The following is a 23,576-nucleotide window of genomic DNA, read 5'->3' as shown; positions in this document are numbered from 1 at the left end:
TCGCAGGTTGCAGCATCTTCCTTCCCCATGTATGGGGGAGGAATGAGGTGGGGGATAAACGGCCTCGCATATGGGGGAGGACTGAGGTGGGGGACAAACAACCTCGCACTCCCTCATCAAAATCCTCGAGCCGGCTCCAGAATTCTACTCACCTCACTTTCATCCAATACTGTTCTCACTCATGCTGCGCAAAAAGAGGAACCCCTATGCGCCATGGAATTGAACGCAGCCGTGAATTACGACGAAACGCAACCGATGCCGAACGTTTACTCTGGCGTTATTTGCGCCATAAACAGTGTCTCGGCCAGCGTTTTAGGCGACAACATCTCATCGGCCCTTACATTGTGGACTTCGCCTGCCTTGAACAACATTTGGTGATCGAGCTCGACGGTTCGCAGCATGCCGACGCGCATCGTTACGACACACAACGCACACATTACCTCAGCTATCTCGGCTGGCACGTGCTGCGCTTCTGGAATCATGACGTACTAAAGCAACCAGAAGCAGTGATCACAGCGGTCATAAACGCATTCACTAAGAAGTCACAAAACTGTTAACAACAAATTTGGGTTTAGTTAGTTAATTCAGGTAATTATGTTAATTCTGTCGGGCAGAGCACATTGCGTTACCCCCGGAATTTGCCACACTTAAACAAAAAAGGAGAACCTGTATGACTGCTAAAATTTCCAGTCTGATGTTACTGATGTCCTTCGCTGCGGGTACGTTCTCAGCTGGCGCGTCTGATAATCCTCAGCATCTGATGTTATCGACGCCATCGGGCGGTGTGCCGAACAATCCCTTGCCGCTGATTATCTGGCCGCGCGTGGTGCCGGATGACCAGGAAGACAAAGCTGCGTGGTTTGAAAAAACCTTTGCACAGCATGGTTGGCCACCAGCGTGGCGCTATCCTATTTTTCCCTATACCCATTATCACCCGAACACGCATGAGCTTCTTGGCGTAGCGGAAGGCTGGGCAGAAGTGTTGTTTGGCGGTGACAGCGGCCGCATGGTGACGCTGCGGGCTGGGGATGCGGTATTAATTCCGGCAGGTGTTGGGCATAAACAAATTCATGCCAGCGACGATTTTATCGCCGTCGGCGCCTATCCTGAAGGAATGTCACCCGAAACGCTGCGTGACGAGCCGGACAAACTCCAACATTCACTGGTACAGATAAAACAGGTACCCATGCCAACCCGCGATCCTTTTACGGGTAAAGCGGGCGCAATGACAGAGATTTGGGCACCTGTAGCCAATCTGACATCGCACCAATAAAGTGCATTTTGAGCCTGATTTCCCCTAGCCCGGTGCTCACAGGCTAAGCAGAGAAAGAGGGCGCTGCCGCATAACAACGCCAACGTTGCTGATGTCGGTCTCTTTCTCTGCCAGGCGTGAGCGAAACAGCCAGAGAGGTGAACACGGTCACACGCTAAAAACACCTGCCCAAGCCCTGGCACACTTTGTGCAATCTTTGTTTTATCTTCTCTGACAAGCGCCGGGTAATTCATGAAAGATAGCTACCAGATAGCACCACATTTCTATGATGAGATGTTAATGGGCGATGGTCAGTACCGCGCGCATTATCAAACTTACTGGAAGTGGTTACAAAACGCGGACAAAGAGGCGATTGCACGCAAGCGCCAGGAAGCGGAACTTTTGTTTCATCGGGTGGGGATTACCTTTAACGTCTATGGCGACGATGGCGGAGCGGAACGTTTAATTCCTTTCGACAGCGTACCGCGCATTATTCCTGCTCAGGAATGGGCGATGCTGGATCGCGGTATTCGCCAGCGCGTTCAGGCGCTCAACGCTTTCCTTCATGACATCTATCATCAGCAGCACATCCTGAAAGCGGGCATCATCCCGGCGGAGCAGGTGATGGTGAACGATCAATATCAGCCCTGCATGCAGGGCGTCGATCTGCATCGTGATATCTATGCACACATTGTTGGCGTAGACATGGTGCGTAACAGCGATGGCGAATATTACGTACTGGAAGATAACCTGCGCACGCCTTCCGGCGTTTCCTATATGCTGGAAAACCGCAAGATGATGATGCGGCTCTACCCGGAACTGTTTGCCGAGCAGCACATCGCGCCGGTCGAACGTTATCCTTCACATCTGCTGCAAACCCTGCGTGAAAGCTCGCCAGTCAACGATCCGGTGGTGGTGGTATTGACGCCGGGCCGCTTTAACAGCGCCTATTTTGAACACAGTTTCCTTGCCCAACAGATGGGTGTTGAACTGGTGGAAAGCGCTGACTTGTTCGTTAAAGATGGCGCAGTAATGATGCGAACCACCGCCGGACCCTGCAAAGTGGATGTGATTTATCGGCGGGTTGATGATGCATACCTCGATCCGCTGGCCTTCCGCCCCGACTCAATGCTTGGTGTGCCGGGCTTGTTATCGGTCTATCGTGCTGGCAACGTGGTGCTGGCGAATGCCATTGGTACCGGCGTGGCCGACGATAAATCGATCTACCCTTACGTGCCAGACATGATCCGCTTCTATCTTGATGAAGATCCGATCCTGAATAACGTGCCGACATGGCAATGCCGCAAGCCGAAAGATCTCTCCTATGTGCTGGCGAATCTGCATGAAATGGTGGTGAAAGAGGTGCATGGCGCCGGCGGCTACGGCATGTTGATCGGCCCGGTTGCCAGCCAGCAAGCGCTCAGCGATTTTCGGGCGCGATTACAGGCGCGGCCCGATAACTACATCGCGCAGAACACGCTGGCGCTTTCGACGTGTCCCACATTTATCGAAAACGGTCTGGCTCCACGCCATATCGATCTCCGTCCTTTTGCCTTGTGCGGGGCTGAGATCCGCTTGGTGCCAGGCGGCTTAACGCGCGTTGCGTTGACGGAAGGCTCGTTGGTGGTGAACTCGTCTCAGGGCGGCGGCACCAAAGATACCTGGGTTCTGGAGGATGACGCATCATGCTAAGTCGTACAGCCAGCGGTCTCTATTGGATGGCGCGCTACCTGGAACGCGCAGAACAACTCGCCCGCGTATTAGATGTCACCAACCGGCTGTCGCTGATGCCCGTGCGCGGCAGTCACGACAACGAGCTCATGCTGCCGCTAAATTTTACCGGGACCAATCAGCTGTTCGAAACGCTGAACGGACACTTCACCATGGCGCAGCTGTTTCACTTCTTTGCGCTTGACGATCGCAATCCCAGCAGCATCTTCAACTGTTGGCAGTCGGCGTGGAACAATGCACATGCCGTGCGCGGGAGCCTCTCTTCAGAAGTATGGGAAAGCATAAACTCGACGTGGATAGAGATGCGTAAAATCCGTCAGCGCGGATTAACCAGCGCAGGCGCAGACACTTTTTTTGATTGGGTAAAAGAGCGCTCACATCTGTTTCGTGGTGCGATGTTCGGCACTTTATTGCGCGGTGATGCCATGTGCTTTATCCGCATCGGCACTTTGCTAGAGCGCAGTGAAGGTACGGCAAGGTTATTGAGTGTGAATCAGCAACTGCTGGAACAAGATCCTGATTCGGTGCGCGAATACTATTGTCTCGACAATCTATTGCGTGCGGTGTCTGCGCGTGAAGCCTACAACGCGATCTTTAAAGAGCAGCTGTTTCCAGACAACGTCAATGAGATGCTGATCCTGCGCAGTGAAAGCCCACGATCGCTGCACTCTTGTATTGAAGAGATCGCTAACCAACTGGAAATGATCGGCAGCAGTGGGGAAGATCGTCCACGCTATTTGATTACCGTGCTGCTGGCGCAGCTGCGCTTCAGTACCTGGGAAAGCCTGACGCGAAATGGCCTGCAAAACTGGCTGAACACCTTTCTGGACAGCTGCAACGAACTGGCTGAAAGCATCAATCAAACCTATCTGGAGGCGAAATGAGACTGAACATTGAGCACAAAACCTGGTATGCCTACGAGCAGCAGGTAAAACTCAGCACCCAGTATCTGCGCCTGACGCCGCAAGACTCTGTGCATCAACAGATCATCTCATGGGAATTGATCTTGCCCTGCGAGGCAACGCGCACGCGAGATGCCTACGGTAACGTGATGCACGTTTTAACGCTGGATACGCCCCATCAAAAGCTGGAGATTGCCGCGCGGGGTGAAGTGGAGATTCTTGACGGCGGCGAAATGGCAGCCGATCCCGATTGCGCTTTATCACCGCTGATTTTCCTGCGTGCCACGCCACTGACTCAGCCAGACGGTGCCATCATGGACTTTGCCTTGCGCTACTGGCGGCCCGAAGCGCCGATCGCCAGCCTGGAAAAGTTGATGGATGCATTACTGTTGAAAATGCCCTATCGGCCAGGCAGTACGCAGGTTACGGATGCAGCAGCAAAAGTTTTTGCTGCCGGTTCAGGCGTATGCCAGGACCACAGTCATGTGTTTCTCGCCTGTTGCCGTACGCTGGGCATCCCCGCTCGCTATGTCAGCGGCTACCTTTATACTGACAATGTTGAACACGTCGCTACTCACGCTTGGGTTGAAGCCTGGCTGGATGGCAATTGGCACAGCTTTGATATCACCAATAATACCCGCAGCACGCGCCAGCATTTACGGTTGGCGGTTGGCGTGGATTATCTGGATGCCTGCCCGGTACGCGGAATGCGTTTAGGCGGCGGCGGTGAAGATATGCTGGCAATCGCTGCGGTGCAAAAAATAATTCCGCAGCAATAAACCTTTACGAGCGTAATGATGACTTATTGTGTGGCAATGCGTTTATCGTCTGGAATGATTTTCGTCTCTGACTCACGCACCAATGCAGGCGTGGATCACATCTCATCTTTCCGTAAACTGCACGTTTTTCAGGTCAACGATGAACGCACGCTGGTGCTGCAAAGCGCGGGCAATTTAGCGACCACGCAAAGCGTTATGAGCTTACTGCGGCGAAACTGTGAAGATGATAATCAGCCCAATTTGCTCAACGGTAAATCGCTGTATGACGTGGCGCTGCTGGTGGGTGATACCTTGCGAGAAGTGATCCGGCGTGACGGTGAAGAGTTCGGCGGATCGCTGCTGTTAGGCGGGCAGATTCGGGGTGAAGAACCGCGCTTGTTTCAAATCTATCCGCAGGGCAACTTCATTGAAGCCAGCGTGGATACGCCATACTTCCAAATTGGTGAGAGCAAATACGGTAAACCGATTATTGATCGCGTATTGCGTTTTGAAACACCGCTCAGCCAGGCGATGCAGTGTGCCCTGATTTCAATGGATTCAACACTGGCGAGTAATATTTCGGTGGGATTACCGCTGGATGCGATGGTGTATCGCAGCGACAGTTTTAGCGACAGCGAGCAGTATCACATCACCGATCAGCATCCTTATTTCTCCCAAATCCGGCAACTGTGGAGTAAAGGGTTACTGAGCGTATTTTCTCAATTACCGCCGCTACAGCTTTAATCTTGTTGCCGCCGGATTATTGACGGCGGCAACGCCCAGTTACGGCATTGATTGTTCGTTAAATAAGGTCATTGCGTTCAGCGATAGCAATAATTTCCCGGATCCCTTTAATTTCCAGTTTTTGCTGAATAGCGATTTTATACGTGCTAATTGTCTTATTGCTGAGATGAAGCAGCGCAGCGATCTCTTTATTGGAATAACCCGCAGCGAGCTTGACTAAAACCATTAATTCACGCCGTGTCAGGCTCATTAATTTATCATCTTCATAATGGGCCCGGAGCAGCGAATCGAATGAAGACATCGGATAACAGCGCTTACCCTGTATCACATCGTTTAAGGCATTGAGTAACTCCTCTGGCTCGCCGCGCTTACGTAGGTAGCCTTCGACACCTAGCTGTAAACAGCAGCGCTGATAAAACAGGCTTTCTGAAGCGGTAAAAATGATGATTTTTTGCTTAGATAAGACTTGTTTTAGGTCTTTAACTAACGCAATGCCTGAATGGCCAGGTAAATTGAGATCCAGGATTAAAACATCGGGCTTAAGATGGAAAATATCCAGAAATAAAGAATCACTTTTATTCGCAGTACCGACCACCCGATAATTATTAGCCTGAGCATAAAGTTGGATGCTATCGCAGATCAATGGGTGATCATCAACAATATAAATCGTATTAGTCATTGCACTTTTCCAGAGTCTACACCGCACAAAATGAACTGCGGTAAAAATAATAAAACAGGAATGATGGTCTGACCTGTTTATTACCAGCCTGCTGGAATAAGTGCGTTAAGCTCTGTCTTAAATTTGAACAGTATCGCAATTAATGACATGAAATAATCATAGTATCGTATTTACCTCTTTTGACGCCCACGGCATAAACCCAAGTAAAAGGTGTGCAGTCTATTCGCTGCCCGATTGATTACGCATTAAAAGGCCATTGGCTTACTTTGTTGTTAATTTATGACAGGGTCAGGGTGATGTCTGCTAAAAACGGCGTGCACTGATTTGGATGCTAAGCGTTCTTGCTGAGATAAAAAAGGGGCAATGGTCAGCTGGCAAGCTGCACTGTGCCACTGTGTTGCAGCGTATTTTTCGCTCTCCTCTTGCCGGAAAGGTATTGTCTGACCTCTCCAAAACATGACCCACTGCATGACAATTGAACGTTTTCTCGCCATTGCCGATAAACAGCCTACTAACTTTTGTCATTTGACTCATTGAGCTTGTTATTAGTCCGCATTTGGTCTTAAGTTCGATGTCAAATTAAGAACATTCTTAAGCCACACCAGGGCTTAGCAGCAGCAGGCAAATAAAAATGGATAATAATTCTGATGTCATGTATCGAATGCTGGTTCAAAGCGTGATCGATTACGCTATTTACATGTTGAAGCCGGACGGAACCGTGGCGAACTGGAATACAGGGGCGCAGCGGGCCAAAGGTTATACACCAGAAGAGATCGTCGGAAAAAACTTTGCGCTGTTTTACAGCGAGGCAGACCGTCTAAAAGGCATGCCGCAGCGCAGTCTGGAAACAGCGTCTATCACTGGACGTTTTGAAACCGAAGGCTGGCGCTACCGTAAAGATGGCAGCGCGTTTTGGGCGCATGTCATCATTGATGCTATTCGCGACGATTACGGCCAGCTACTGGGTTTTGCCAAAATCACCCGCGACTGCACACAGCAACAAGAGCAGCAGCGTAAAGCGCGCGAAGACGAAGCCCGTTTTCGTTTATTGGTCGAGGGCGTGACCGATTACGCGATCTATATGCTGGATCACGACGGCAACGTAGTGAACTGGAATGCCGGGGCGCAGCGCGCCAAAGGCTACGTAGCAGAAGAAATTGTTGGCAAACACTTCTCGCGCTTTTACAGCGTACAGGATCGGCTGGAGCACATCCCCAACAAGAACCTCCAAACCGCGTTTAAGACCGGACGTTTCGAAGATGAAGGCTGGCGCTATCGCAAAGATGGCAGCGCGTTTTGGGCGCATGTGGTCATCGACGCCATACGCGACGAGGCTGGCAAACTTATCGGTTACGCTAAAATCACCCGCGACTGTACCGAGCAGCAACGTATCCGCCGCGAGCAGCACGAACAGGCAGAACGCTTCCGTCTGTTAGTCGAAGGCGTTACCGATTACGCCATTTATATGCTCGACGTTAAAGGCCACGTGGTGAACTGGAACGCTGGCGCGCAGCGCGCCAAAGGCTATGTTGCTGAGGAGATCGTCGGACAGCACTTCTCCCTGTTTTACAGCTCGCAAGACCGCGCGATGAATTTACCTGAAGCCAACCTGGGTATTGCGATGAAAACCGGGCGCTTTGAGGATGAAGGCTGGCGCTATCGCAAAGATGGCAGCGCGTTTTGGGCGCATGTGGTCATCGACGCGATTCATGACGAAGAGGGCAAGCTGCTTGGCTTCGCTAAAATTACCCGCGACAACACCGATCGCCGCGAGCAGGAGCAGCTGTTACTGCGCGCCAAAGATCAGGCTGAGGCGCAAAGCGCGCAAAAAACCGCACTGTCGAAGTTCCTCGATAACATCATTACCCATATTCCTTCCTGCGTGATTGTGGAAGACGCGATTACCCGCGAAATCTTGCTGGTCAACGACCAGTCGCAAAAGCTGTTTGGCCTCTCCAAATCGCTGATTGTAAACAAGCGGCCGCATGAGTGCATGTCGCCAGAGTTGAGTGATTATTTCAACAGCCTGGCCGATATGGCGCTGCGCAGCGAAGGTATTCATGAGCGTGAGCAGCTGATGATCACCGCTAGCGGCGAGCGCATTTTGCACACCCGCGCCACGGCAATTAGCGGTCAGGATGCGCGGCAAAATTATCTAATGCTGATTGTGGAAGATGTCACCGATCAGCGTGCCGCCGACGCACGTATTCATCATATGGCGCACCACGATAACCTCACCAGCTTGCCAAACCGCATCCTGTTCCGCCAGCGTCTGAGCGAAGCGCTGCGGCAGGATGGACCCAATCAAAAGCAGACTGCCGCGCTGTGCCTCGACCTTGATAACTTCAAAAACGTCAACGATGCACTCGGCCACCAAATTGGTGATGACCTGCTGCGCGTGGTGGCGAAACGCCTGCGTAATACCTTACGCGACCACGATACGCTGGCGCGCATTGGCGGTGACGAATTTGCTGTCGTGCTGCCGTCGGTTAGCAATGCAGATGAAGCCAGCATTGTGGCGCAGCGTCTGATCGAAGCGATTCGTCCGCCGGTTAATATCGAAGGGCATAACTTATCGGTTGGGTTAAGCGTCGGCATTGCACTAAGCGCCAGCATTACCAACACGCCGGAGCAGCTGCTGCGCTGTGCTGACATGGCGTTGTACGAGGCTAAACGCAACGGCCGCAACCGACACGAACACTTTACGCTGGCGATGGATGATGTAGCACGCAGCCGTCGCGTAATTGAAAATGATCTGCGCGAAGCCATCAGTGGCCGCCAGCTCAAACTCTATTACCAGCCAATCACCAACGGCGATAACAAAACCATTATCGGTTATGAAGCGCTGATGCGCTGGCATCACCCGATTAAGGGGCTGATCATGCCGAATGATTTTATCCCAATAGCGGAAGAAACCGGGCTGATTCACATGTTGGGCGCTTTTGCGTTGTATGACGCCTGTCGTGAAGCCGCCAGTTGGGAGGGGGAACAATCGGTGTCGGTGAATCTGTCGCCGCTGCAGTTCAAAAACAGCTCGCTGGTGTCGGTGGTTGAAGGTGCGCTGCAAGAATCTGGGCTGAATCCAAGCCGACTGGAAGTGGAGATTACCGAATCGGTGTTACTGGATGATTCGCTGGGCAATATCCGGACGCTTGAAAGCCTTAAAGCGTTGGGCGTACAGATTGCGCTGGATGACTTCGGCACCGGCTATTCATCGCTGAGCTATCTGCGCTCGTTCCCGTTCGACAAGATTAAAATCGATAAGTCATTCATTAATGACATGGGCGACAGTCGCGAAGCGCTGGCAATTATTCGCGCCATTACGGGGATGAGCCGCAGTCTGGATATTCAGATCACGGCTGAGGGCGTCGAAAGCAGCGAGCAGTTTGCCAAACTGCGCGAAGAGGGCTGTACCCTGTTCCAGGGGTATCTGTTTGGTCGTCCACAGCCTTCGGAACTGCGCCTAAAAGCGCTCAGCTAATCGTATAAGCCATACTGCTGAACGGGCGCATGGCTGAGGTTATCGCGTATCCGGCGCACCGATTCGCGCACCACCAGCTTGCCATTGAGCAGCAAGGTGCCGGGCGGAGCGCCGGGATGCAGCCGCAGCTGTTGCAGCATGCGTACCGCCGCTTCACCCAACTCATCGCGGGGCACCTGCACCGACGTCAGTGGAATATCGTGTATCGCGGCAAGGTTAAAGCCATCCATACTCATCACCGAAATGTCCTGTGGCACGCGTAGTCCAGCCTGTTGCAGCGCCGTCACCGCGCCAGCGGCAATGTAATCGCCGCTGGCCAGAATCGCTGTCGGCCTTTGTGCCTGCGGACAATGCCGCAAATATTCCGTTAAACGCTCTGCGGCTTCATTGCTGCTAAAACTGTTGAGGGTTAACAGATGCTGGCGGCTGTCGAAGCGCAGATTCATCGCATGCCAGGCATCGCGCACGCCCTGCAATCGCTGCTCCATGGTGTAACGCCGCAGACAGTGCAGCGACAGGATCTGGCGATGACCTTGCTCAAACAGATAACGGGCCGAGAACTCGCCAATTAACTGATGATGCGGCGCCACAGAAGGCAAACGCATGCGGCGATCCAGGGCGTTAATCAGTATGCACGGCTTGTTCATTTCGGCCGCTAGCTGATGAATGTGCTCATCATCTATCCCCACCAGTAATGCGGCTTCGGTCTGCTGCATTTTTTCAATAAACAAGGCCGCGTCGCTTTCCACTTCTTCAAGTGGACAGTAACGCAGCCGTACTTCATGCGGTTCAACCGCCTGACTAATGCCCTGAATCACCTTGTAATAGAAGATATCGCTGCGCACATCAAAGGCGCGCGGGGGCGCAAATACCATCAGATTATTCAGCAGCAAACGTCCGCTGTGCAGATTATCCAGCACGCCTTGCTGCTGCGCGATCGCCAATACTTTGTCGCGGGTGCTGGGCCGGGTATTGGATTTTCCCGCCAGCACCCGCGAAACCGTGCTGATCGACACGCCGCTGAGCGCCGCAATTTCGCTGATTTTAAGCCTTTGTTTCATTCTGTGATCGCCTTCAAATCTCTAAATGAAAAATTTTTCATACGCTGCTGAATCGGGTCATATCGCAATTTACTGCGGATTTAACGTGGCGAAATAGCCTGCCATGAAAAAGCTTGCAAAAAAGTGGCTGTACCCACGTTTTGCACTTTTCTATGTTCGATGCAGGTCACGCGGTACGTCGGACGACGGTGTGAAGAATTCACGGCCATCTCGGCTTTCACAGGAGTTGCATCATGAGCCTCGACTCAACAACTAAGCCCATCAGCGCCTCGCGCACGGTGCGAACGATAAAAAATCTGCGCTGGTGGATGCTGGGCATGTTTCTGCTGGGTGTGACCGTCAATTACATCACCCGTAACTCGCTCGGCATTCTGGCACCCGAACTGAAAACCAGCCTCAACATGAGCACCGAGCAATATTCCTGGGTGGTGGCGACGTTTCAGCTGGCTTACACCCTTTTTCAACCGATCTGCGGCTGGTTGATTGATGTGATCGGTTTGAAGATGGGCTTTCTCATCTGTGCGGTGATTTGGTCTGTGACCTGCTTACTGCACGCTGGCGCAGGAAGCTGGCTCCATCTGGCGCTGCTGCGCTTTGTCATGGGCGCTTCGGAAGCTGCGGCCACGCCGGCTAACGCCAAAGCGATTGGCGACTGGTTCCCGAAAAAAGAGCGCCCGGTTGCAGCAGGTTGGGCAGGCGTTGGTTTCTCTGTTGGCGCGATGCTGGCACCGCCGATCATCTACATTGCGCATATCTCGTTTGGCTGGCAGGGCGCATTTTTGCTGACTGGCGGCCTGGGTTTGCTGTGGGTCGTATTGTGGTGGTGGGGTTATCAATCACCAGAAAAACATACGCGCCTTTCCGATGAGGAGCGCGCCTTTATTAATCAGGACAATGAGGAGATCGGCGAAAAGCTGCCGTTCTTCACCGCGCTCAAAGTCATCGGCAAAGAGAAAAAATTTTACGGCATTGCGATCCCGGCTTTTCTCGCCGAACCGGCGTGGGCGGTGCTGAGTTTCTGGGTGCCGCTCTATCTCGCCAATGAGCGCGGCATGGATCTAAAGCAGATTGTGATGTTTGCCTGGCTGCCGTTTCTCGCCGCCGATCTCGGCAGCGTGGCCAGCGGTTATCTGACCAAACTTTATGTACGCTGGTTTGGCCTGACGCGCGTGAATTCCATTGTTGCCAGCTCTGTGACCGGAGCGGTGTTGATGGTATCGCTGGGCTTGATGACGCTGGTCGACGATCCCTATTTAGCTATCGCGCTGATCTCCGTCGGCGGTTTCGGACATCAGGTGATCTCCTGCATGCTCAGCGCCTTGGTGGTTGAGCGTTTTGACCGCCGTCAGATGGCCACCGTCAACGGTATGCGTGGCTCTTGCGCCTGGATCGCCAGCTTTATCTTCTCCCTGATCATCGGCGTCACCGCCGACACCCTTGGCTTCAATCCGCTGTTTATTGCCATGGGCTTCTTTGACTTAATTGGCGCGATTTTCCTGGTGATGTTTATCGCCGAACGTCGCCAACGCACTGCGAATCAATAAGGAAAGCACGATGAAAACCCTGAAAAACTGGACGCTGCAGCAACAGGCTGATCACTTCGTTGAACTGAATGTAGAAGATCGCCACCTTCTGCGCCTGTATGTGCTGGAATCGGGACTGATGCGCGTGCTGTTAAAACGTAATGGCGAACTGGCGCTGAATCGTACCTGGAGCATTGCGCCGGAAGAAGATGTGCCGTGGGAAGGACGCGATCGTGAATCACTGGCGGGATTTTCGCTGCCTGATTTCAAGGTTGAGCACGATGCGCAACAGCTGCGCGTCAGCAGCGATAGATTGCGCGTCACGGTGCATCAGCCGCTCTGTTTAAGTTGGGAACATTTTGATGGCACCACCTGGCAGCCGCTGGCCGCCGATCGCCACACCGGCGCCTATCTTCTTAACGCGCATGGCGATGGCGTTGAACATTATCAGCGTCGCCAGCCACAGGATCGCGTGTATGGATTGGGGGAGAAAAGTGGCGATCTCAATCGGGTCAATCGTCGCTATGAAATGCGTAATCTGGATGCGATGGGTTACAACGCGCAGAGTACCGATCCGCTCTACAAACATATTCCGTTTACCCTGACGCAGCGTGATGGGGTGAGCTTTGGTCTGTTTTACGACAACCTCAGCAGCAGCTGGCTTGATTTGGGCAATGAGCTGGATAATTATCATCTGCCCTATCGCCGTTATCGCGCTGAAGCGGGCGATCTCGACTATTACTTCATGCTCGGTCCAAAACTGCTGGATGTGACCAAAGCCTTTGTGCGGCTGACCGGGCGCACGCTGTTTCAGCCAAAATGGAGCCTGGGTTACAGCGGCTCAACCATGCATTACACCGATGCGCCCGATGCGCAGCAGCAGCTGCAGTCGTTTATTCGCTTGTGTCGCGAGCACGAAATTCCCTGCGACTCTTTCCAGCTCTCTTCCGGTTATACCTCAATCAACAACAAGCGTTACGTGTTCAACTGGAACTACGACAAAGTACCTAACCCGAATGCGATGAGCGAGGCGTTTCACCGCGCCGGTATGAAGCTAGCGGCGAATATCAAACCTTGTCTGTTGCAGGATCATCCACGCTATCAGGAAGTGGCGTCGCAAGGGCTGTTCATTCGTGACTCGGAGCGGGATCGCCCTGAACGCTCCGTTTTTTGGGATGACGAAGGCTCGCACCTCGACTTTACCCATCCGCAAGCGGTGCGCTGGTGGCAGGACAATGTGACGGAGCAGCTGCTGGCAAAAGGCATTGATTCCACCTGGAATGATAACAACGAGTATGAAGTGTGGGATGGCGAAGCGCGCTGCCACGGCTTTGGCACTGAAATTGCCATTAAGCATATTCGCCCGGTGATGCCGCTGCTCATGATGCGTGCCTCAATGGAAGCGCAGCAGCGTTTTGCACCGGAGAAACGGCCTTATTTGATTTCACGTTCTGGCTGTGCCGGTATGCAGCGCTACGTGCAAACCTGGAGCGGCGATAACCGCACCAACTGGCAGACGCTGCGTTACAACATTCGTATGGGACTGGGCATGAGTTTGTCTGGGTTGTTCAACGTTGGGCATGATGTCGGCGGCTTTTCGGGCGATAAACCCGATGCTGAACTGTTTGTGCGTTGGGTGCAAAATGGCGTCATGCACCCCCGTTTTACCATCCATTCGTGGAATGACGATCACACCGTAAATGAGCCGTGGATGTACCCCGAAGTCACGTCGATGATCCGCGAGGCGATTCGCCTGCGTTATCGGCTGATGCCTTATTTGTATACGTTGGCGTGGCAGGCCAGCGCGCAAGACGAGCCGATGCTGCGCCCAACGTTTCTCGATCATGAAGAGGACGAGAAGACTTACCAAGAGTGCGACGACTTCTTGCTGGGCCGCGATGTGCTGGTGGCGAGTGTGGTGGAGCAGGGGGCACGTGAGCGTGAAGTTTATCTACCGCATAACGCACACGGTTGGTATGACTGGCACAGCGGAAACTGGTTTGCGGGTGGGCAGCAGGTGACGCTGGACGCGCCGATTGATCGCTTGCCGCTGTTGGTGCGTGCTGGCGCGGCAATCCCACTCGGAAGTTGTGAAAGCACCACCAATGCGCAACTGGATAATATACGTGAACTGCAATTGTGGCCTGCGCCTGGTGAAGTGACTACTCAAGGCGAGCTATTTGATGATGATGGTGAAAGCCATGGCTGGCGTGAAGGTAATGCGCTGTGGCTGAGCTGGTCGTTAAAAGGCAGCGCAACACGGCTGGATCTGACGCTGGAAAAACGCGGTGACTACCAACCGGCATGGCATGAAATGACGATTCTGTTGCCGCCAGGAGAAACGCGTGAGTTGTGGGTGAATGGAGAAAAAACCGCGCGTTATCGCTTGGTTTAGGCGCGGGAGAAAATCGCAATTACCTGATCAAGATGCGCCTTCATGGCCTGACGCGCGCGACGACTGTCGCGCGCTTCCAGCGCCTCAAGAATCTGCAAATGTTCCTGCTCAGAGCGGTGCGGCATATCTTCTGGCGTAAAGCGCTGTTGCAGGGTACGAAACATGGTGCCATAGCGATGCCCCAGCAGTTGGCCAATGATAAAGCCGTAGGTCTGATTGCCGCTCGCTTGGGCAATCCGAATATGAAACAGACGGTCACCGGGATGGGTTTGCGAATTGGCGCGGTTATCTTTGCAGTTCTGTTCAAAGGCGGCACGGATTTGCAGCAGTTGTTCGCTGCTGGCATTGCGCGCAGCCAGCGCTGCAGTTTCGGGTTCTATCAAACGCCGGGCCTGAAGCAACGAAAAAGGCGCTAATTCAGCATTAAAATCGATATCAATATTGAGTTCGCTGTCCATTTCCTGCCACGGTTGACGTGGCGTGCGGCTCGACATTGTGGCCTTCGGCAGCGCTTTCACCACCACGCCGTTTCCGACTTTCACATCCACCAAACCCACCACTTCCAGCGCGATCAACGCTTCCCGTACTGATGCACGGCTCACCTGCAGCTGTTTAGCCAGTTCCCGTTCTGCCGGTAAACGGCTGCCGGGCGGAAATTCACCACGCTCGATCAGGCCACGTAGCTGATCGGCTATCTGGCGATAGATGCGCGGATTTTCGAGTCGGGTGATCGGCATGGGCAACGTCCTTCGCAAAATTTTATGCGATTCAGCGCGCATTTTGCAGATCGCTGAATTGTCGCATGTTAGAAACATGTGTCATTACTGCAACGCGCTGGTGACATCTTAAGCGCGGTGTGCAGATCAGCATACCTGATTACGTGGGTGGAGAAACGCGTTTATTGGCCTGACCTTTGAGCCTTAGGTTCAATCACTCAGGCCATTTTAATGGGCTTCAATGGCCTGACCATTGGGCCTTTTACTTCTCTAAATACACCGGATTTTAGTGAGTACTTTATGAGGTAATCATGACAACCATCACCGCTCTTCGCGTCGACGACGTTCGTTTTCCGACCTCCGCGCAGCTCGACGGCTCGGATGCCATGAATCCCGATCCTGATTACAGCGCGGCCTACGTGACGCTAGAAACAGACGATCCGGCGTTATCCGGTTATGGGCTGACGTTCACCATTGGGCGCGGCAATGAAATTTGCTGCGCGGCGATTCGCAGCCTGCAACATCTGGTGGTTGGACGCACGCTGGAAAGTATCCGCGACAATATGGGGCAGTTCTGGCGCGATATAACGAGCGACAGCCAGCTACGCTGGATCGGACCTGACAAAGGCGCGATCCACCTGGCAACGGGTGCGGTGGTGAATGCTGTCTGGGATCTATGGGCGCGTGCTGAACAAAAACCGCTGTGGCGATTGGTGGCTGACATGACACCGCAAGAATTGGTGCGCTGTATCGATTTCCGCTATTTAAGCGACGCGATTACGCCGCAGGAAGCGCTGCAACTCCTGCAACGACAGGAATCGGGTAAGGCGCAACGCATCGCCAGCCTCGAACAGAACGGTTATCCCTGTTACACCACGTCAGCTGGCTGGTTGGGTTACAGCGATGAAAAGCTGCGCGGCCTTTGCCAGCAGGCAGTCGATGCCGGATTTAACTTTGTGAAGCTCAAAGTCGGGCAGGATCTTGAGGATGATATTCGCCGCGTGCGCATTGCTCGCGAGGTGCTGGGCGAGAATCGCCAACTGATGATCGACGCAAATCAGGTGTGGGAAGTGGATGAGGCGATTCGCTGGGTAAAAGCGCTCTCCTTTGCGCGCCCGTGGTTTATCGAAGAACCCACCAGCCCGGACGACATTGAAGGTCACCGTAAAATCCGCGAAGGGGTGCTGCCGGTGAAAGTCGCGACCGGCGAAATGTGCCAGAACCGCATCATCTTTAAACAGCTGATGATGCGCGGTGCGATTGACGTGGTGCAGATTGATGCTTGTCGGCTTGGTGGCGTCAATGAAGTGCTGGCGGTGATGCTAATGGCGGCGAAATACAATCTGCCGGTCTGCCCACACGCGGGCGGCGTTGGGCTGTGTGAATACGTTCAGCATCTGTCGATGATTGACTATGTTGCTATCGCCGGAACCCACGAAGGACGCGTCATAGAGTATGTTGACCATCTGCATCAGCACTTCAAAACGCCGTGTGAAATCCGTGGCGCCGCCTACATGCCGCCGCGTGAACCGGGCTATTCCATTGAGATGTATCCCGAATCCATCGCCGAATATCGCTTTCGGGGAAATGTTTAATGCTGCGCATCGATGCACATCAACACTTCTGGTATTACCAGCCGGAGGCGTTTAGCTGGATCGACAATTCGGCGCTAAAGCAGGATTTCTTGCCCGCGCAATTACGGCCCGAGCTGAGCGCGGCGCAGATCGACGGCTGCATTGCGGTGCAGGCACGGCCCTGTGAAGCGGAAAATCAATTCTTATGCGACCTGGCGGCGCGCCATGACGAGATCCTCGGCGTAGTGGGGTGGATCGATCTGCAGCAGCCCGATCCGGTCGCCTTGGATCCGCGCTGCTGCGGCTTTCGTCATCCGGTGCAGGACGAAGCCGATCCTGCGGCGTGGCTGGCTTCTGACGTAGTGGCGCGTGGCATGCGTCAGTTGCAACAGCAGCAGTTCAGTTGGGATTTGTTGGTCACTCATCACCATATGCAGCAGGCCGCTGTTTTTGCTCAACGCCACGATGCGCACTGGATAGTACTTGATCACCTCGGTAAACCCGATATTGCGGCGGGAGCTGAACAGTGGAAGCAGCAGATCGCCCCGCTGGCGGCCTTGCCTCACGTGGTGTGCAAATTGTCAGGTTTAGTCACGGAAGCGGGCGCGGGCTGGCAAGGCGCGCAGCTACTGCCATTTTTTGATGCGGCGCTGGCGCTGTTCGGGCCATCACGCTTGATGTTTGGCTCCGATTGGCCAGTTTCGCAGGGCGAAGCCCGCTATCAACAGGTGTGTGATCTGTGCCAGCAGTTGACACAAACGCTGTCGCAGCCCGAGCAGCAGGCGATTTGGGGCGGAACCGCTCAGCGTGTTTATCTCAAGGGGAATACAGCATGAATCTGTTTCTGACCAACAAAGTGGTGATCGTGACCGGCGGCGGTTCGGGCATCGGTGCCGCCATTAGCCAGCAACTGGCGGAGGAGGGCGCGATTCCGGTGATTGTCGCCAATCAACCGCCCGCTGACGCCTGGTTTGAACAACTGCAACAGCAACAACCGCAGGCGCTGTTTATCGCTGCCGAACTGAGTGATGAAACGCAATGCCGCGCTGCAGTAGAACAGACGCGGGCACGTTTTGATCGTATCGATGGCTTGGTAAATAACGCGGGAGTGAATGATGGCGTCAGTCTTGAAGCGGGGCGCAGCGCGTTTGTCGCCTCGCTGGAAAAGAACCTCATCCATTTCTATCAAATGGCGCACGACTGCTTGCCTGCGCTGCGTCAATCGCAAGGTGCCATCGTCAACATTGGCTCCAAAACTGCCCTGACTGGGCAAGGTGATACCAGCGGTTATTGCGCGTCAAAAGGGGCGGTGCTGGCGTTGACGCGTGAATGGGCCGCCTCGCTGTTGCAGGATGGCATTCGCGTCAATGCGGTGATCCCGGCTGAAGTGATGACGCCACTTTATGAACGCTGGATTGCCACCTTTGACCAGCCTGATGACAAGTTGGCAGAGATCACTCGCCGTATTCCGTTCGGCCAGCGCATGACCACACCGCAGGAGATCGCCAACAGCGTGGTGTTTTTGCTTTCCGCACGCGCATCGCATACCACCGGGCAATGGTTGTTTGTCGATGGCGGCTACGTTCACCTTGATCGAGCATTAGGCGGATGAGTCGCCGTTTCTGTCAGGCGCTGGATTTGATCGACGATCCGGCACTTATCGCGGAGTACCAACAGCTGCATCAGCGCATCTGGCCAGAAGTGGCTGCGGCGATGCGGCAGCATGGCATTGAGGAGATGGAGATTTATTGCCTCGGCAACCGCCTGTTTATGGTGGTGGAGGTAAACGACACGTTTAACGGGCAGCAGTATGCAACGCATTGCCAACAGGATCCGGTGATCCAACGCTGGGAAACGCTGATGTGGAAATTTCAGCAGCCTACGCCATGGAGCGCAGCGGGCGAAAAATGGGCGCTGATGCCACGCATCTTTGCCCTCAGCACGCAGTCGGAATAAAACACTTTGGTGAGGAAATTCTATGTTTGCACAAAAAGAGTCGCTACGCGGTCGTCGGGCCAGCAGCGCAAGCGTCAGCACGCGTTGGGCGTTCATGCTCGTAACCAGCCTGTTTTTCATGTGGGGATTGTCGTATGGGCTGCTCGATGTTTTAAACAAACACTTTCAGTTAACGCTTAATGTCAGTAAAGCACAGTCGGGTTTGTTGCAGGCGGCCTATTTTGGCGCGTATTTCATCGTTGCGCTGCCTGCGGGTTATTTCATGGATCGTCGCGGCTATCGCGCAGGTATTATCCTGGGATTACTGTTTTACGCGGCGGGCGCGCTGCTGTTTATCCCGGCGGCCAGCGCCAATAGCTTCGCGCTGTTTCTGTTTGCCCTGTTTGTCATTGCCTGCGGATTAGGTTGTCTGGAAACGGCTGCGAATCCATTCGCTACGGTTTTAGGCGATCCCAACGGGGCTGAGCGAAGGCTTAATCTGGCGCAATCGTTTAATGGATTAGGTCAATTTATGGGGCCGTTAATTGGCGGCGCGATGTTCTTCTCCTCTCAGCAACCCGCCAGCGAGGCGCAGGAGAGCGTGAAATTCACCTATGTCGCGATTGCGGTGCTGGTGTTACTGATTGCGTTTCTGTTTAGCCGCACGACGATGCCGGATGTCCGTGAGGCACAAGATCAAAAAGATCTGCAGCAAGGTGCGACCCGCAGTTTGTGGCAGCACAAACACTTTACCGGCGCGGTGATTGCCCAGTTTTTCTATATAGCGGCCCAGGTTGGCGTTGGCGCATTTTTCATTAACTACGTTACTGAGCATTGGGCAGATATCAGCAACGCTACAGCCGCTTATTTGCTGTCGGTGGCGATGATCGCGTTTATGGTTGGCCGCTTCTTCTCAACCTGGCTGATGGGGCGTATTCGTCCAGCCACGCTGTTGGCTGTCTACGCCATCATCAACGTGGCGCTGTGCGCGTTGGTAGTTTCAGGTATTGAGCGCGTGGCGGTGGTGGCGCTGATTGCGGTGTTCTTCTTTATGTCGATCATGTTTCCCACGCTGTTTGCGATGGGCGTCAAAAATATGGGCGCGCAGACTAAACGTGCCAGCTCATTCATGATCATGTCAATTGTAGGCGGGGCGATTATGCCGTGGTTTATGGGCTCAATGGCCGACCATTTCGGCACAGCATCGGCTTACAGCTTGCCGCTGCTCTGTTTTGTCGTGGTGTTTAGGTATGCGTTAAGTCAACGCAAGGCGGTATAAACAGATCGGCCCACTTTTCAGTGGGCCGATTCGCATTACGCGGTGTGGTTTTCGGTGCTCATGCGTGCCAGATCTTTGTCGACCAGGAACAAACCGTTACCGCTGTTGCTGACCAGCGCCAGTTTATCCAGCACGGTTTTGAACAGCTTCTCTTCTTCGTGCTGCTCAGACACATACCATTGCAGGAAGTTAAAGGTGGAGTAATCTTGCGTGGTCATCGAAAAATGCGCCAGTTCATTGATTTTACTGGTGATAAGCTGCTCATGTGCCAGCGCTTGCTCTAAAATTTCGTTCAGTGAGGTGAAAGCAACCGGCGGTGCTGCGATAGTGCCAAGAACCGGCATGGCACCCGTATCACTCAGGTAATCAAACAGGCGCTGCATGTGTTCCATCTCTTCACGAGAGTGCATTTTCAGGAAGGAGGCGGCACCTTCAAAACCTTTGTCGCTGCACCAGGCGCTCATCTGCAGATAAAGATTGGCGGAGAAAAATTCCAGATTTAACTGGTCGTTCAAACGCCCGGTCATTTCGGCGGTTAGCATGATCGCGTCCTTTTAGAATAGGTTAATTAAACAGGTGAGATGCGGTGGATTATGCATCAAATCGGTTAAGAAAGTGAAGCCTTTTCCTTAAAAACGGCTAGATTATCATATTGATTTAAAAAGAATTATTCCACGTTTTGAATGCGAGCGATTATCATTGTTGTCCGTTTTTAGCCTTTGTCGCCTCTTATCTTTCTCCGCACCTTATTAGTGCATCACGACTGTTCAATAATAGTGCGTCTGGCGAAAAGCTGTTTTATTTTTCTTCAAAATGATTTCATCCAGAAATAATACCGATGACGGTAAAGTAAAAAGATAAATAATAATCCGCTAAAGCTGGGTGTTATTTATCCAAAATTATCAGCACGGGAAAACATTAATTTCATAACTCAGTAAATAACAGTCTCTGGCATAAATCCTGCTTAGAACTTAGTTCCATATATTGCAACTTGTCGCTGGATAGATAACGGCAAAGCTGAAAATGCAGGAGATGTTATGTCAGATGAAAATATATTAACCACGTCAGAAAAGGTTACGGCTAGCAAAGGCAGTTATCTGGCACTGATCTTTGCCATTCTGTTTTTTTCAGGTCTCTTATACAAAGTTGATGGCCTGTCATGGCTTGGCGCTTTTGACTTCACCACGCTGGGCGGCAGTTTCGGTACGATGAAAGATCCCGCCAGCAATACCTTTCTCGGCGCGGGCGGTCTGAGTGCAAAAGCGGGATTCCTGTTCGCGCTCTCTCTGACACCTACGGTGATGCTGGCGCTGGGCGTGCTGGAAATCTTTACCCATTACGGCGCGATTCGTGCGGCGCACAAGCTGCTGACCCCCTTATTAAAACCGCTGATGGGATTACCGGGACGCTGTGGCCTGGCACTGATCACGGATCTGCAAAGCACCGACGCGGGCGCGGCATTAACCAAAGAGATGTATGACCAAAAACAGGTGACGAAAATAGACATTGTGGTGATGAGCGCCTGGCAATATTCCGGGGCCGGATTAATTAATAATTATTTTGCGATCGGTTCAGCCCTGTTTGCCTCCATGACGCTGCCGATCATTATTCCGCTAGCGCTGATGTTTGTCCTGAAATTTGTCGGTGCGGCAATAACCCGCTTCGTGTTAAACAGTGTTTATAAGAAGGATTTCATCGATGGAAAATAATAACGCCGTCAAAGTCAGTCAAAATCCTTTCGATGTTTTCGTCACGGGTGCACGCAAGGGCTTTCATATTGCCATTCACAACCTGATGCCGAATGTGGTGATGGCATATGTGTTGGCGGAAGTGCTGAATCTGCTTGGCATCATGCAGTTTCTGGGGCACGTATTTGAACCGTTGATGGGGCTGTTTGGCCTGCCAGGTGAAGCGATAACCGTGCTGCTCACCGCGTGGCTTTCCTCGTCTGCCGGAACCGGCGTTGCGGTTAGCCTGTTGACTAAAGGCTTGCTGACGGGGGCGGATATCACCATTTTAGCGCCTGCCATTTTCCTGATGGGTTCGCAGCTGCAATATATGGGACGCCTGCTGGGCGTTGCGGATGTACCCAAAAAATACTGGCCGCTGCTGATGCTGGTGAGCATCGTCAACGCGCTGATTGCCATGTTTGTTATGCGCCTGTTTGTCTAGGAGAGAAGCCGTGTCTAACGTTTTAGAGCATTACCATTATCTGCACGAAATCCCGGAGCTGGGATTTGAAGAGATCAAAACCTCAGCGTATATCGCCGACCAGCTGGAAAAAGCGGGTTTAAAAGTCACGCGCGGCATCAATAACACCACCGGCATTGTGGCGGAAATTGACAGCGGCGTGCCTGGCCCGGTGCTGGCGCTGCGTGCCGATATGGACGCGCTTGGCCATATCATTGACGGCGTGCCGTGTGCGCGACATACCTGCGGACATGATGGTCACTCTTCCGTGGTGCTTACCGCCGCGCAGGAATTATTAAAAGAGGGTGCGGTAAAACGTGGGCGGCTAAAAATTCTGTTTCAACCTGCGGAAGAGCTGGGCGCCGGTGCGCTGGCCATGGTTGAAGGCGGCGCGATTGACGATGTGGACATGATTTTTGGTTTCCACGTTCGTCCGCTGGAAGAGTGTGTTGTAGGGCAGGCGGTGCCCGCGGTGCTCTATTCCGCTTGCAGCACGCTAGAAGCGACGATTAAAGGTCAGCCTGCTCATGCGGCGCGTCCACATTTGGGCGTTAACGCGCTGGATGCCGCGGTTCAGGCGGTGCAGGCAGTGAACACTATTCATCTGTCGCCTGGTTTAAACTGGAGTGTAAAAGCAACGCGTTTTCTGTGCGATGCTGGCGTCACCAACTCAGTGCCCGATGAAGCGCGCGTAGTCTGGGATCTGCGTTCACAAGAGAATGGGCCAATGATGTTGCTGAAAGAGAAGGTGACGCAAGCCATTATTAACAGCGTGGCTGCGCTGGGCGCTCAGGCTGACGTAGTCGTGTTGAAAGAGATGCCTGCCGCAGAAATTCATGACGAGGCGACAGCGATTATTCGTGACGCAATTGTTGATGTGTTGGGGGAAGATGGCTTACTGGACACTAAAACCACGCCTGGCAGTGAAGACTTTTTCTATTACCCCGTGAAGCGTCCGGGCGTGAAAGCCGGTTTCTGGGGATTAGGGACGAATTTGGTGCCGGGGCTGCATCATCCTGATATGCATTTTGACCTGAGCTCGCTGGAGATTGGCGTTAAGATTTTTAAATCATGCGTGGGTAAAGTGCTGGGATAAGCGGGATGGTGCTTTTTTGGGGGCGAGGTCGTTTGCCCTCACCTCAATCCTCCCCCATAAATGAGGAGGGAGATGCTGCTTTATGTTAGCTCGTAACTCGCATGCGGCAGCGTCTCCTTCCTCTGCTTCGCGGGGGAAGGCCGGGATAGGGGATAGCGCGCACCTCACGGGGATAGCGCACACCTCACACATTCACTCTACCTCACCGCAACAGCCTGTAGGCCGCGCCAACAAAATATTGTATGCTATGCCGCCTTAAT

At 53.2% G+C, this 23,576-nt stretch carries 21 protein-coding genes; 17 read left to right on the top strand and 4 right to left on the bottom strand.

Annotated features, from left to right (window positions below):
* The first annotated feature begins 206 nt into the window (after positions 1–206).
* From SC127_RS06105 to SC127_RS06080, 6 genes are all read left to right on the top strand, one after another.
* Positions 207–557, top strand: coding sequence for an endonuclease domain-containing protein (locus SC127_RS06105; protein WP_243078952.1), 351 nt, complete (start codon positions 207–209; stop codon positions 555–557).
* 113 nt (positions 558–670) lie between these two features.
* Positions 671–1,273, top strand: coding sequence for a cupin domain-containing protein (locus SC127_RS06100; RefSeq protein ID WP_215845597.1), 603 nt, complete (start codon positions 671–673; stop codon positions 1,271–1,273).
* A 231-nt stretch (positions 1,274–1,504) separates the two neighbouring features.
* On the top strand, positions 1,505–2,944 hold the full coding sequence (locus tag SC127_RS06095) for a circularly permuted type 2 ATP-grasp protein (RefSeq protein ID WP_332625796.1): 1,440 nt from the start codon (positions 1,505–1,507) through the stop codon (positions 2,942–2,944).
* Positions 2,938–3,867, top strand: coding sequence for an alpha-E domain-containing protein (locus SC127_RS06090; protein ID WP_243078953.1), 930 nt, complete (start codon positions 2,938–2,940; stop codon positions 3,865–3,867). The genes SC127_RS06095 and SC127_RS06090 overlap by 7 nt, the downstream gene beginning before the upstream one ends.
* Positions 3,864–4,664 (top strand): transglutaminase family protein, encoded by an 801-nt coding sequence (locus SC127_RS06085; protein WP_215845599.1) that lies wholly within the window; start codon positions 3,864–3,866, stop codon positions 4,662–4,664. The genes SC127_RS06090 and SC127_RS06085 overlap by 4 nt, the downstream gene beginning before the upstream one ends.
* A gap of 18 nt (positions 4,665–4,682) precedes the next feature.
* Positions 4,683–5,387, top strand: coding sequence for a proteasome-type protease (locus SC127_RS06080; protein ID WP_215848217.1), 705 nt, complete (start codon positions 4,683–4,685; stop codon positions 5,385–5,387).
* Positions 5,388–5,445: 58 nt separating this feature from the next.
* On the opposite strand, the gene SC127_RS06075 is transcribed toward SC127_RS06080, so the two are convergent.
* Positions 5,446–6,066 carry a response regulator transcription factor gene (locus SC127_RS06075; RefSeq protein ID WP_243078954.1) on the bottom strand — a complete coding sequence of 207 codons (621 nt, stop codon included), beginning with the start codon at positions 6,064–6,066 and terminating at the stop codon, positions 5,446–5,448.
* A gap of 631 nt (positions 6,067–6,697) precedes the next feature.
* On the opposite strand from SC127_RS06075, the gene SC127_RS06070 reads away from it, so the two are divergent.
* Positions 6,698–9,547, top strand: a complete 2,850-nt coding sequence (locus SC127_RS06070; RefSeq protein ID WP_332625795.1) for a bifunctional diguanylate cyclase/phosphodiesterase — start codon at positions 6,698–6,700, stop codon at positions 9,545–9,547.
* On the opposite strand, the gene SC127_RS06065 is transcribed toward SC127_RS06070, so the two are convergent.
* Positions 9,544–10,608: a LacI family DNA-binding transcriptional regulator gene (locus tag SC127_RS06065; protein WP_332625793.1), complete on the bottom strand. Its 1,065-nt coding sequence runs from the start codon at positions 10,606–10,608 to the stop codon at positions 9,544–9,546. The genes SC127_RS06070 and SC127_RS06065 overlap by 4 nt on opposite strands.
* Before the next feature lie 233 nt (positions 10,609–10,841).
* Here SC127_RS06065 and SC127_RS06060 point away from each other — a divergent pair, with 233 nt between their 5' ends.
* On the top strand, positions 10,842–12,152 hold the full coding sequence (locus SC127_RS06060) for an MFS transporter (protein WP_243078957.1): 1,311 nt from the start codon (positions 10,842–10,844) through the stop codon (positions 12,150–12,152).
* 10 nt (positions 12,153–12,162) lie between these two features.
* Positions 12,163–14,526 carry a glycoside hydrolase family 31 protein gene (locus tag SC127_RS06055; RefSeq protein ID WP_243078958.1) on the top strand — a complete coding sequence of 788 codons (2,364 nt, stop codon included), beginning with the start codon at positions 12,163–12,165 and terminating at the stop codon, positions 14,524–14,526.
* Here the strand turns inward: SC127_RS06055 and SC127_RS06050 are convergent.
* Positions 14,523–15,263, bottom strand: coding sequence for a FadR/GntR family transcriptional regulator (locus SC127_RS06050; RefSeq protein ID WP_332625790.1), 741 nt, complete (start codon positions 15,261–15,263; stop codon positions 14,523–14,525). The genes SC127_RS06055 and SC127_RS06050 overlap by 4 nt on opposite strands.
* Positions 15,264–15,553: 290 nt before the next feature.
* On the opposite strand from SC127_RS06050, the gene SC127_RS06045 reads away from it, so the two are divergent.
* Genes SC127_RS06045 through fucP form a run of 5 tightly spaced genes read left to right on the top strand, consistent with a single transcriptional unit; the run spans position 15,554 to position 20,030 of the window.
* On the top strand, positions 15,554–16,837 hold the full coding sequence (locus SC127_RS06045) for an L-fuconate dehydratase (protein WP_332625788.1): 1,284 nt from the start codon (positions 15,554–15,556) through the stop codon (positions 16,835–16,837).
* On the top strand, positions 16,837–17,652 hold the full coding sequence (locus SC127_RS06040) for an amidohydrolase family protein (protein WP_332625785.1): 816 nt from the start codon (positions 16,837–16,839) through the stop codon (positions 17,650–17,652). Before SC127_RS06045 ends, SC127_RS06040 begins: the two co-directional genes overlap by 1 nt.
* The gene (locus tag SC127_RS06035; protein ID WP_215845606.1) at positions 17,649–18,428 is read left to right on the top strand and encodes an SDR family oxidoreductase; all 780 of its coding nucleotides are present in this window, start codon (positions 17,649–17,651) and stop codon (positions 18,426–18,428) included. Before SC127_RS06040 ends, SC127_RS06035 begins: the two co-directional genes overlap by 4 nt.
* The gene (locus SC127_RS06030; protein WP_215845607.1) at positions 18,425–18,772 is read left to right on the top strand and encodes an L-rhamnose mutarotase; all 348 of its coding nucleotides are present in this window, start codon (positions 18,425–18,427) and stop codon (positions 18,770–18,772) included. The genes SC127_RS06035 and SC127_RS06030 overlap by 4 nt, the downstream gene beginning before the upstream one ends.
* A 22-nt stretch (positions 18,773–18,794) precedes the next feature.
* Positions 18,795–20,030, top strand: a complete 1,236-nt coding sequence (gene fucP / locus SC127_RS06025; RefSeq protein ID WP_215845608.1) for an L-fucose:H+ symporter permease — start codon at positions 18,795–18,797, stop codon at positions 20,028–20,030.
* Between the two features lie 35 nt (positions 20,031–20,065).
* Here the strand turns inward: fucP and ftnA are convergent, their stop codons facing one another.
* Entirely contained in the window at positions 20,066–20,572 is a 507-nt protein-coding gene (ftnA, locus tag SC127_RS06020) for a non-heme ferritin (RefSeq protein WP_215845609.1), read from the bottom strand.
* 495 nt (positions 20,573–21,067) lie between these two features.
* Here ftnA and SC127_RS06015 point away from each other — a divergent pair, with 495 nt between their 5' ends.
* The 3 genes from SC127_RS06015 to SC127_RS06005 are packed head-to-tail and all read left to right on the top strand — an operon-like array spanning position 21,068 to position 23,316.
* Positions 21,068–21,739, top strand: a complete 672-nt coding sequence (locus SC127_RS06015) for a nucleoside recognition domain-containing protein (RefSeq protein WP_332625779.1) — start codon at positions 21,068–21,070, stop codon at positions 21,737–21,739.
* Positions 21,729–22,202: a YjiG family protein gene (locus SC127_RS06010; RefSeq protein WP_243078964.1), complete on the top strand. Its 474-nt coding sequence runs from the start codon at positions 21,729–21,731 to the stop codon at positions 22,200–22,202. Before SC127_RS06015 ends, SC127_RS06010 begins: the two co-directional genes overlap by 11 nt.
* 10 nt (positions 22,203–22,212) lie before the next feature.
* Positions 22,213–23,316, top strand: a complete 1,104-nt coding sequence (locus SC127_RS06005; protein ID WP_332625776.1) for a M20 peptidase aminoacylase family protein — start codon at positions 22,213–22,215, stop codon at positions 23,314–23,316.
* The last annotated feature ends 260 nt before the right edge of the window (positions 23,317–23,576 follow it).

The sequence above is a fragment of the Pantoea sp. T14 genome (genome assembly GCF_036663535.1).
Taxonomy (GTDB): domain Bacteria; phylum Pseudomonadota; class Gammaproteobacteria; order Enterobacterales; family Enterobacteriaceae; genus Pantoea; species Pantoea phytostimulans.
This window is presented reverse-complemented; position numbering and strand designations above follow the sequence as displayed.

Excerpts from the sequence above, each read along its gene's own strand:
- SC127_RS06015 (WP_332625779.1), top strand. The coding sequence starts at position 21,068 with ATGTCAGATGAAAATATATTAACCACGTCAGAAAAGGTTACGGCTAGC.
- SC127_RS06085 (WP_215845599.1), top strand. The coding sequence starts at position 3,864 with ATGAGACTGAACATTGAGCACAAAACCTGGTATGCCTACGAGCAGCAG.
- SC127_RS06095 (WP_332625796.1), top strand. The coding sequence starts at position 1,505 with ATGAAAGATAGCTACCAGATAGCACCACATTTCTATGATGAGATGTTA.
- SC127_RS06010 (WP_243078964.1), top strand. The coding sequence starts at position 21,729 with ATGGAAAATAATAACGCCGTCAAAGTCAGTCAAAATCCTTTCGATGTT.
- SC127_RS06100 (WP_215845597.1), top strand. The coding sequence starts at position 671 with ATGACTGCTAAAATTTCCAGTCTGATGTTACTGATGTCCTTCGCTGCG.
- SC127_RS06040 (WP_332625785.1), top strand. The coding sequence starts at position 16,837 with ATGCTGCGCATCGATGCACATCAACACTTCTGGTATTACCAGCCGGAG.
- SC127_RS06080 (WP_215848217.1), top strand. The coding sequence starts at position 4,683 with ATGACTTATTGTGTGGCAATGCGTTTATCGTCTGGAATGATTTTCGTC.
- SC127_RS06065 (WP_332625793.1), bottom strand. The coding sequence starts at position 10,608 with ATGAAACAAAGGCTTAAAATCAGCGAAATTGCGGCGCTCAGCGGCGTG.
- SC127_RS06075 (WP_243078954.1), bottom strand. The coding sequence starts at position 6,066 with ATGACTAATACGATTTATATTGTTGATGATCACCCATTGATCTGCGAT.
- fucP (WP_215845608.1), top strand. The coding sequence starts at position 18,795 with ATGTTTGCACAAAAAGAGTCGCTACGCGGTCGTCGGGCCAGCAGCGCA.
- SC127_RS06060 (WP_243078957.1), top strand. The coding sequence starts at position 10,842 with ATGAGCCTCGACTCAACAACTAAGCCCATCAGCGCCTCGCGCACGGTG.
- SC127_RS06070 (WP_332625795.1), top strand. The coding sequence starts at position 6,698 with ATGGATAATAATTCTGATGTCATGTATCGAATGCTGGTTCAAAGCGTG.
- SC127_RS06055 (WP_243078958.1), top strand. The coding sequence starts at position 12,163 with ATGAAAACCCTGAAAAACTGGACGCTGCAGCAACAGGCTGATCACTTC.
- SC127_RS06030 (WP_215845607.1), top strand. The coding sequence starts at position 18,425 with ATGAGTCGCCGTTTCTGTCAGGCGCTGGATTTGATCGACGATCCGGCA.
- SC127_RS06090 (WP_243078953.1), top strand. The coding sequence starts at position 2,938 with ATGCTAAGTCGTACAGCCAGCGGTCTCTATTGGATGGCGCGCTACCTG.
- SC127_RS06105 (WP_243078952.1), top strand. The coding sequence starts at position 207 with ATGCGCCATGGAATTGAACGCAGCCGTGAATTACGACGAAACGCAACC.
- SC127_RS06045 (WP_332625788.1), top strand. The coding sequence starts at position 15,554 with ATGACAACCATCACCGCTCTTCGCGTCGACGACGTTCGTTTTCCGACC.
- SC127_RS06035 (WP_215845606.1), top strand. The coding sequence starts at position 17,649 with ATGAATCTGTTTCTGACCAACAAAGTGGTGATCGTGACCGGCGGCGGT.
- SC127_RS06050 (WP_332625790.1), bottom strand. The coding sequence starts at position 15,263 with ATGCCGATCACCCGACTCGAAAATCCGCGCATCTATCGCCAGATAGCC.
- ftnA (WP_215845609.1), bottom strand. The coding sequence starts at position 20,572 with ATGCTAACCGCCGAAATGACCGGGCGTTTGAACGACCAGTTAAATCTG.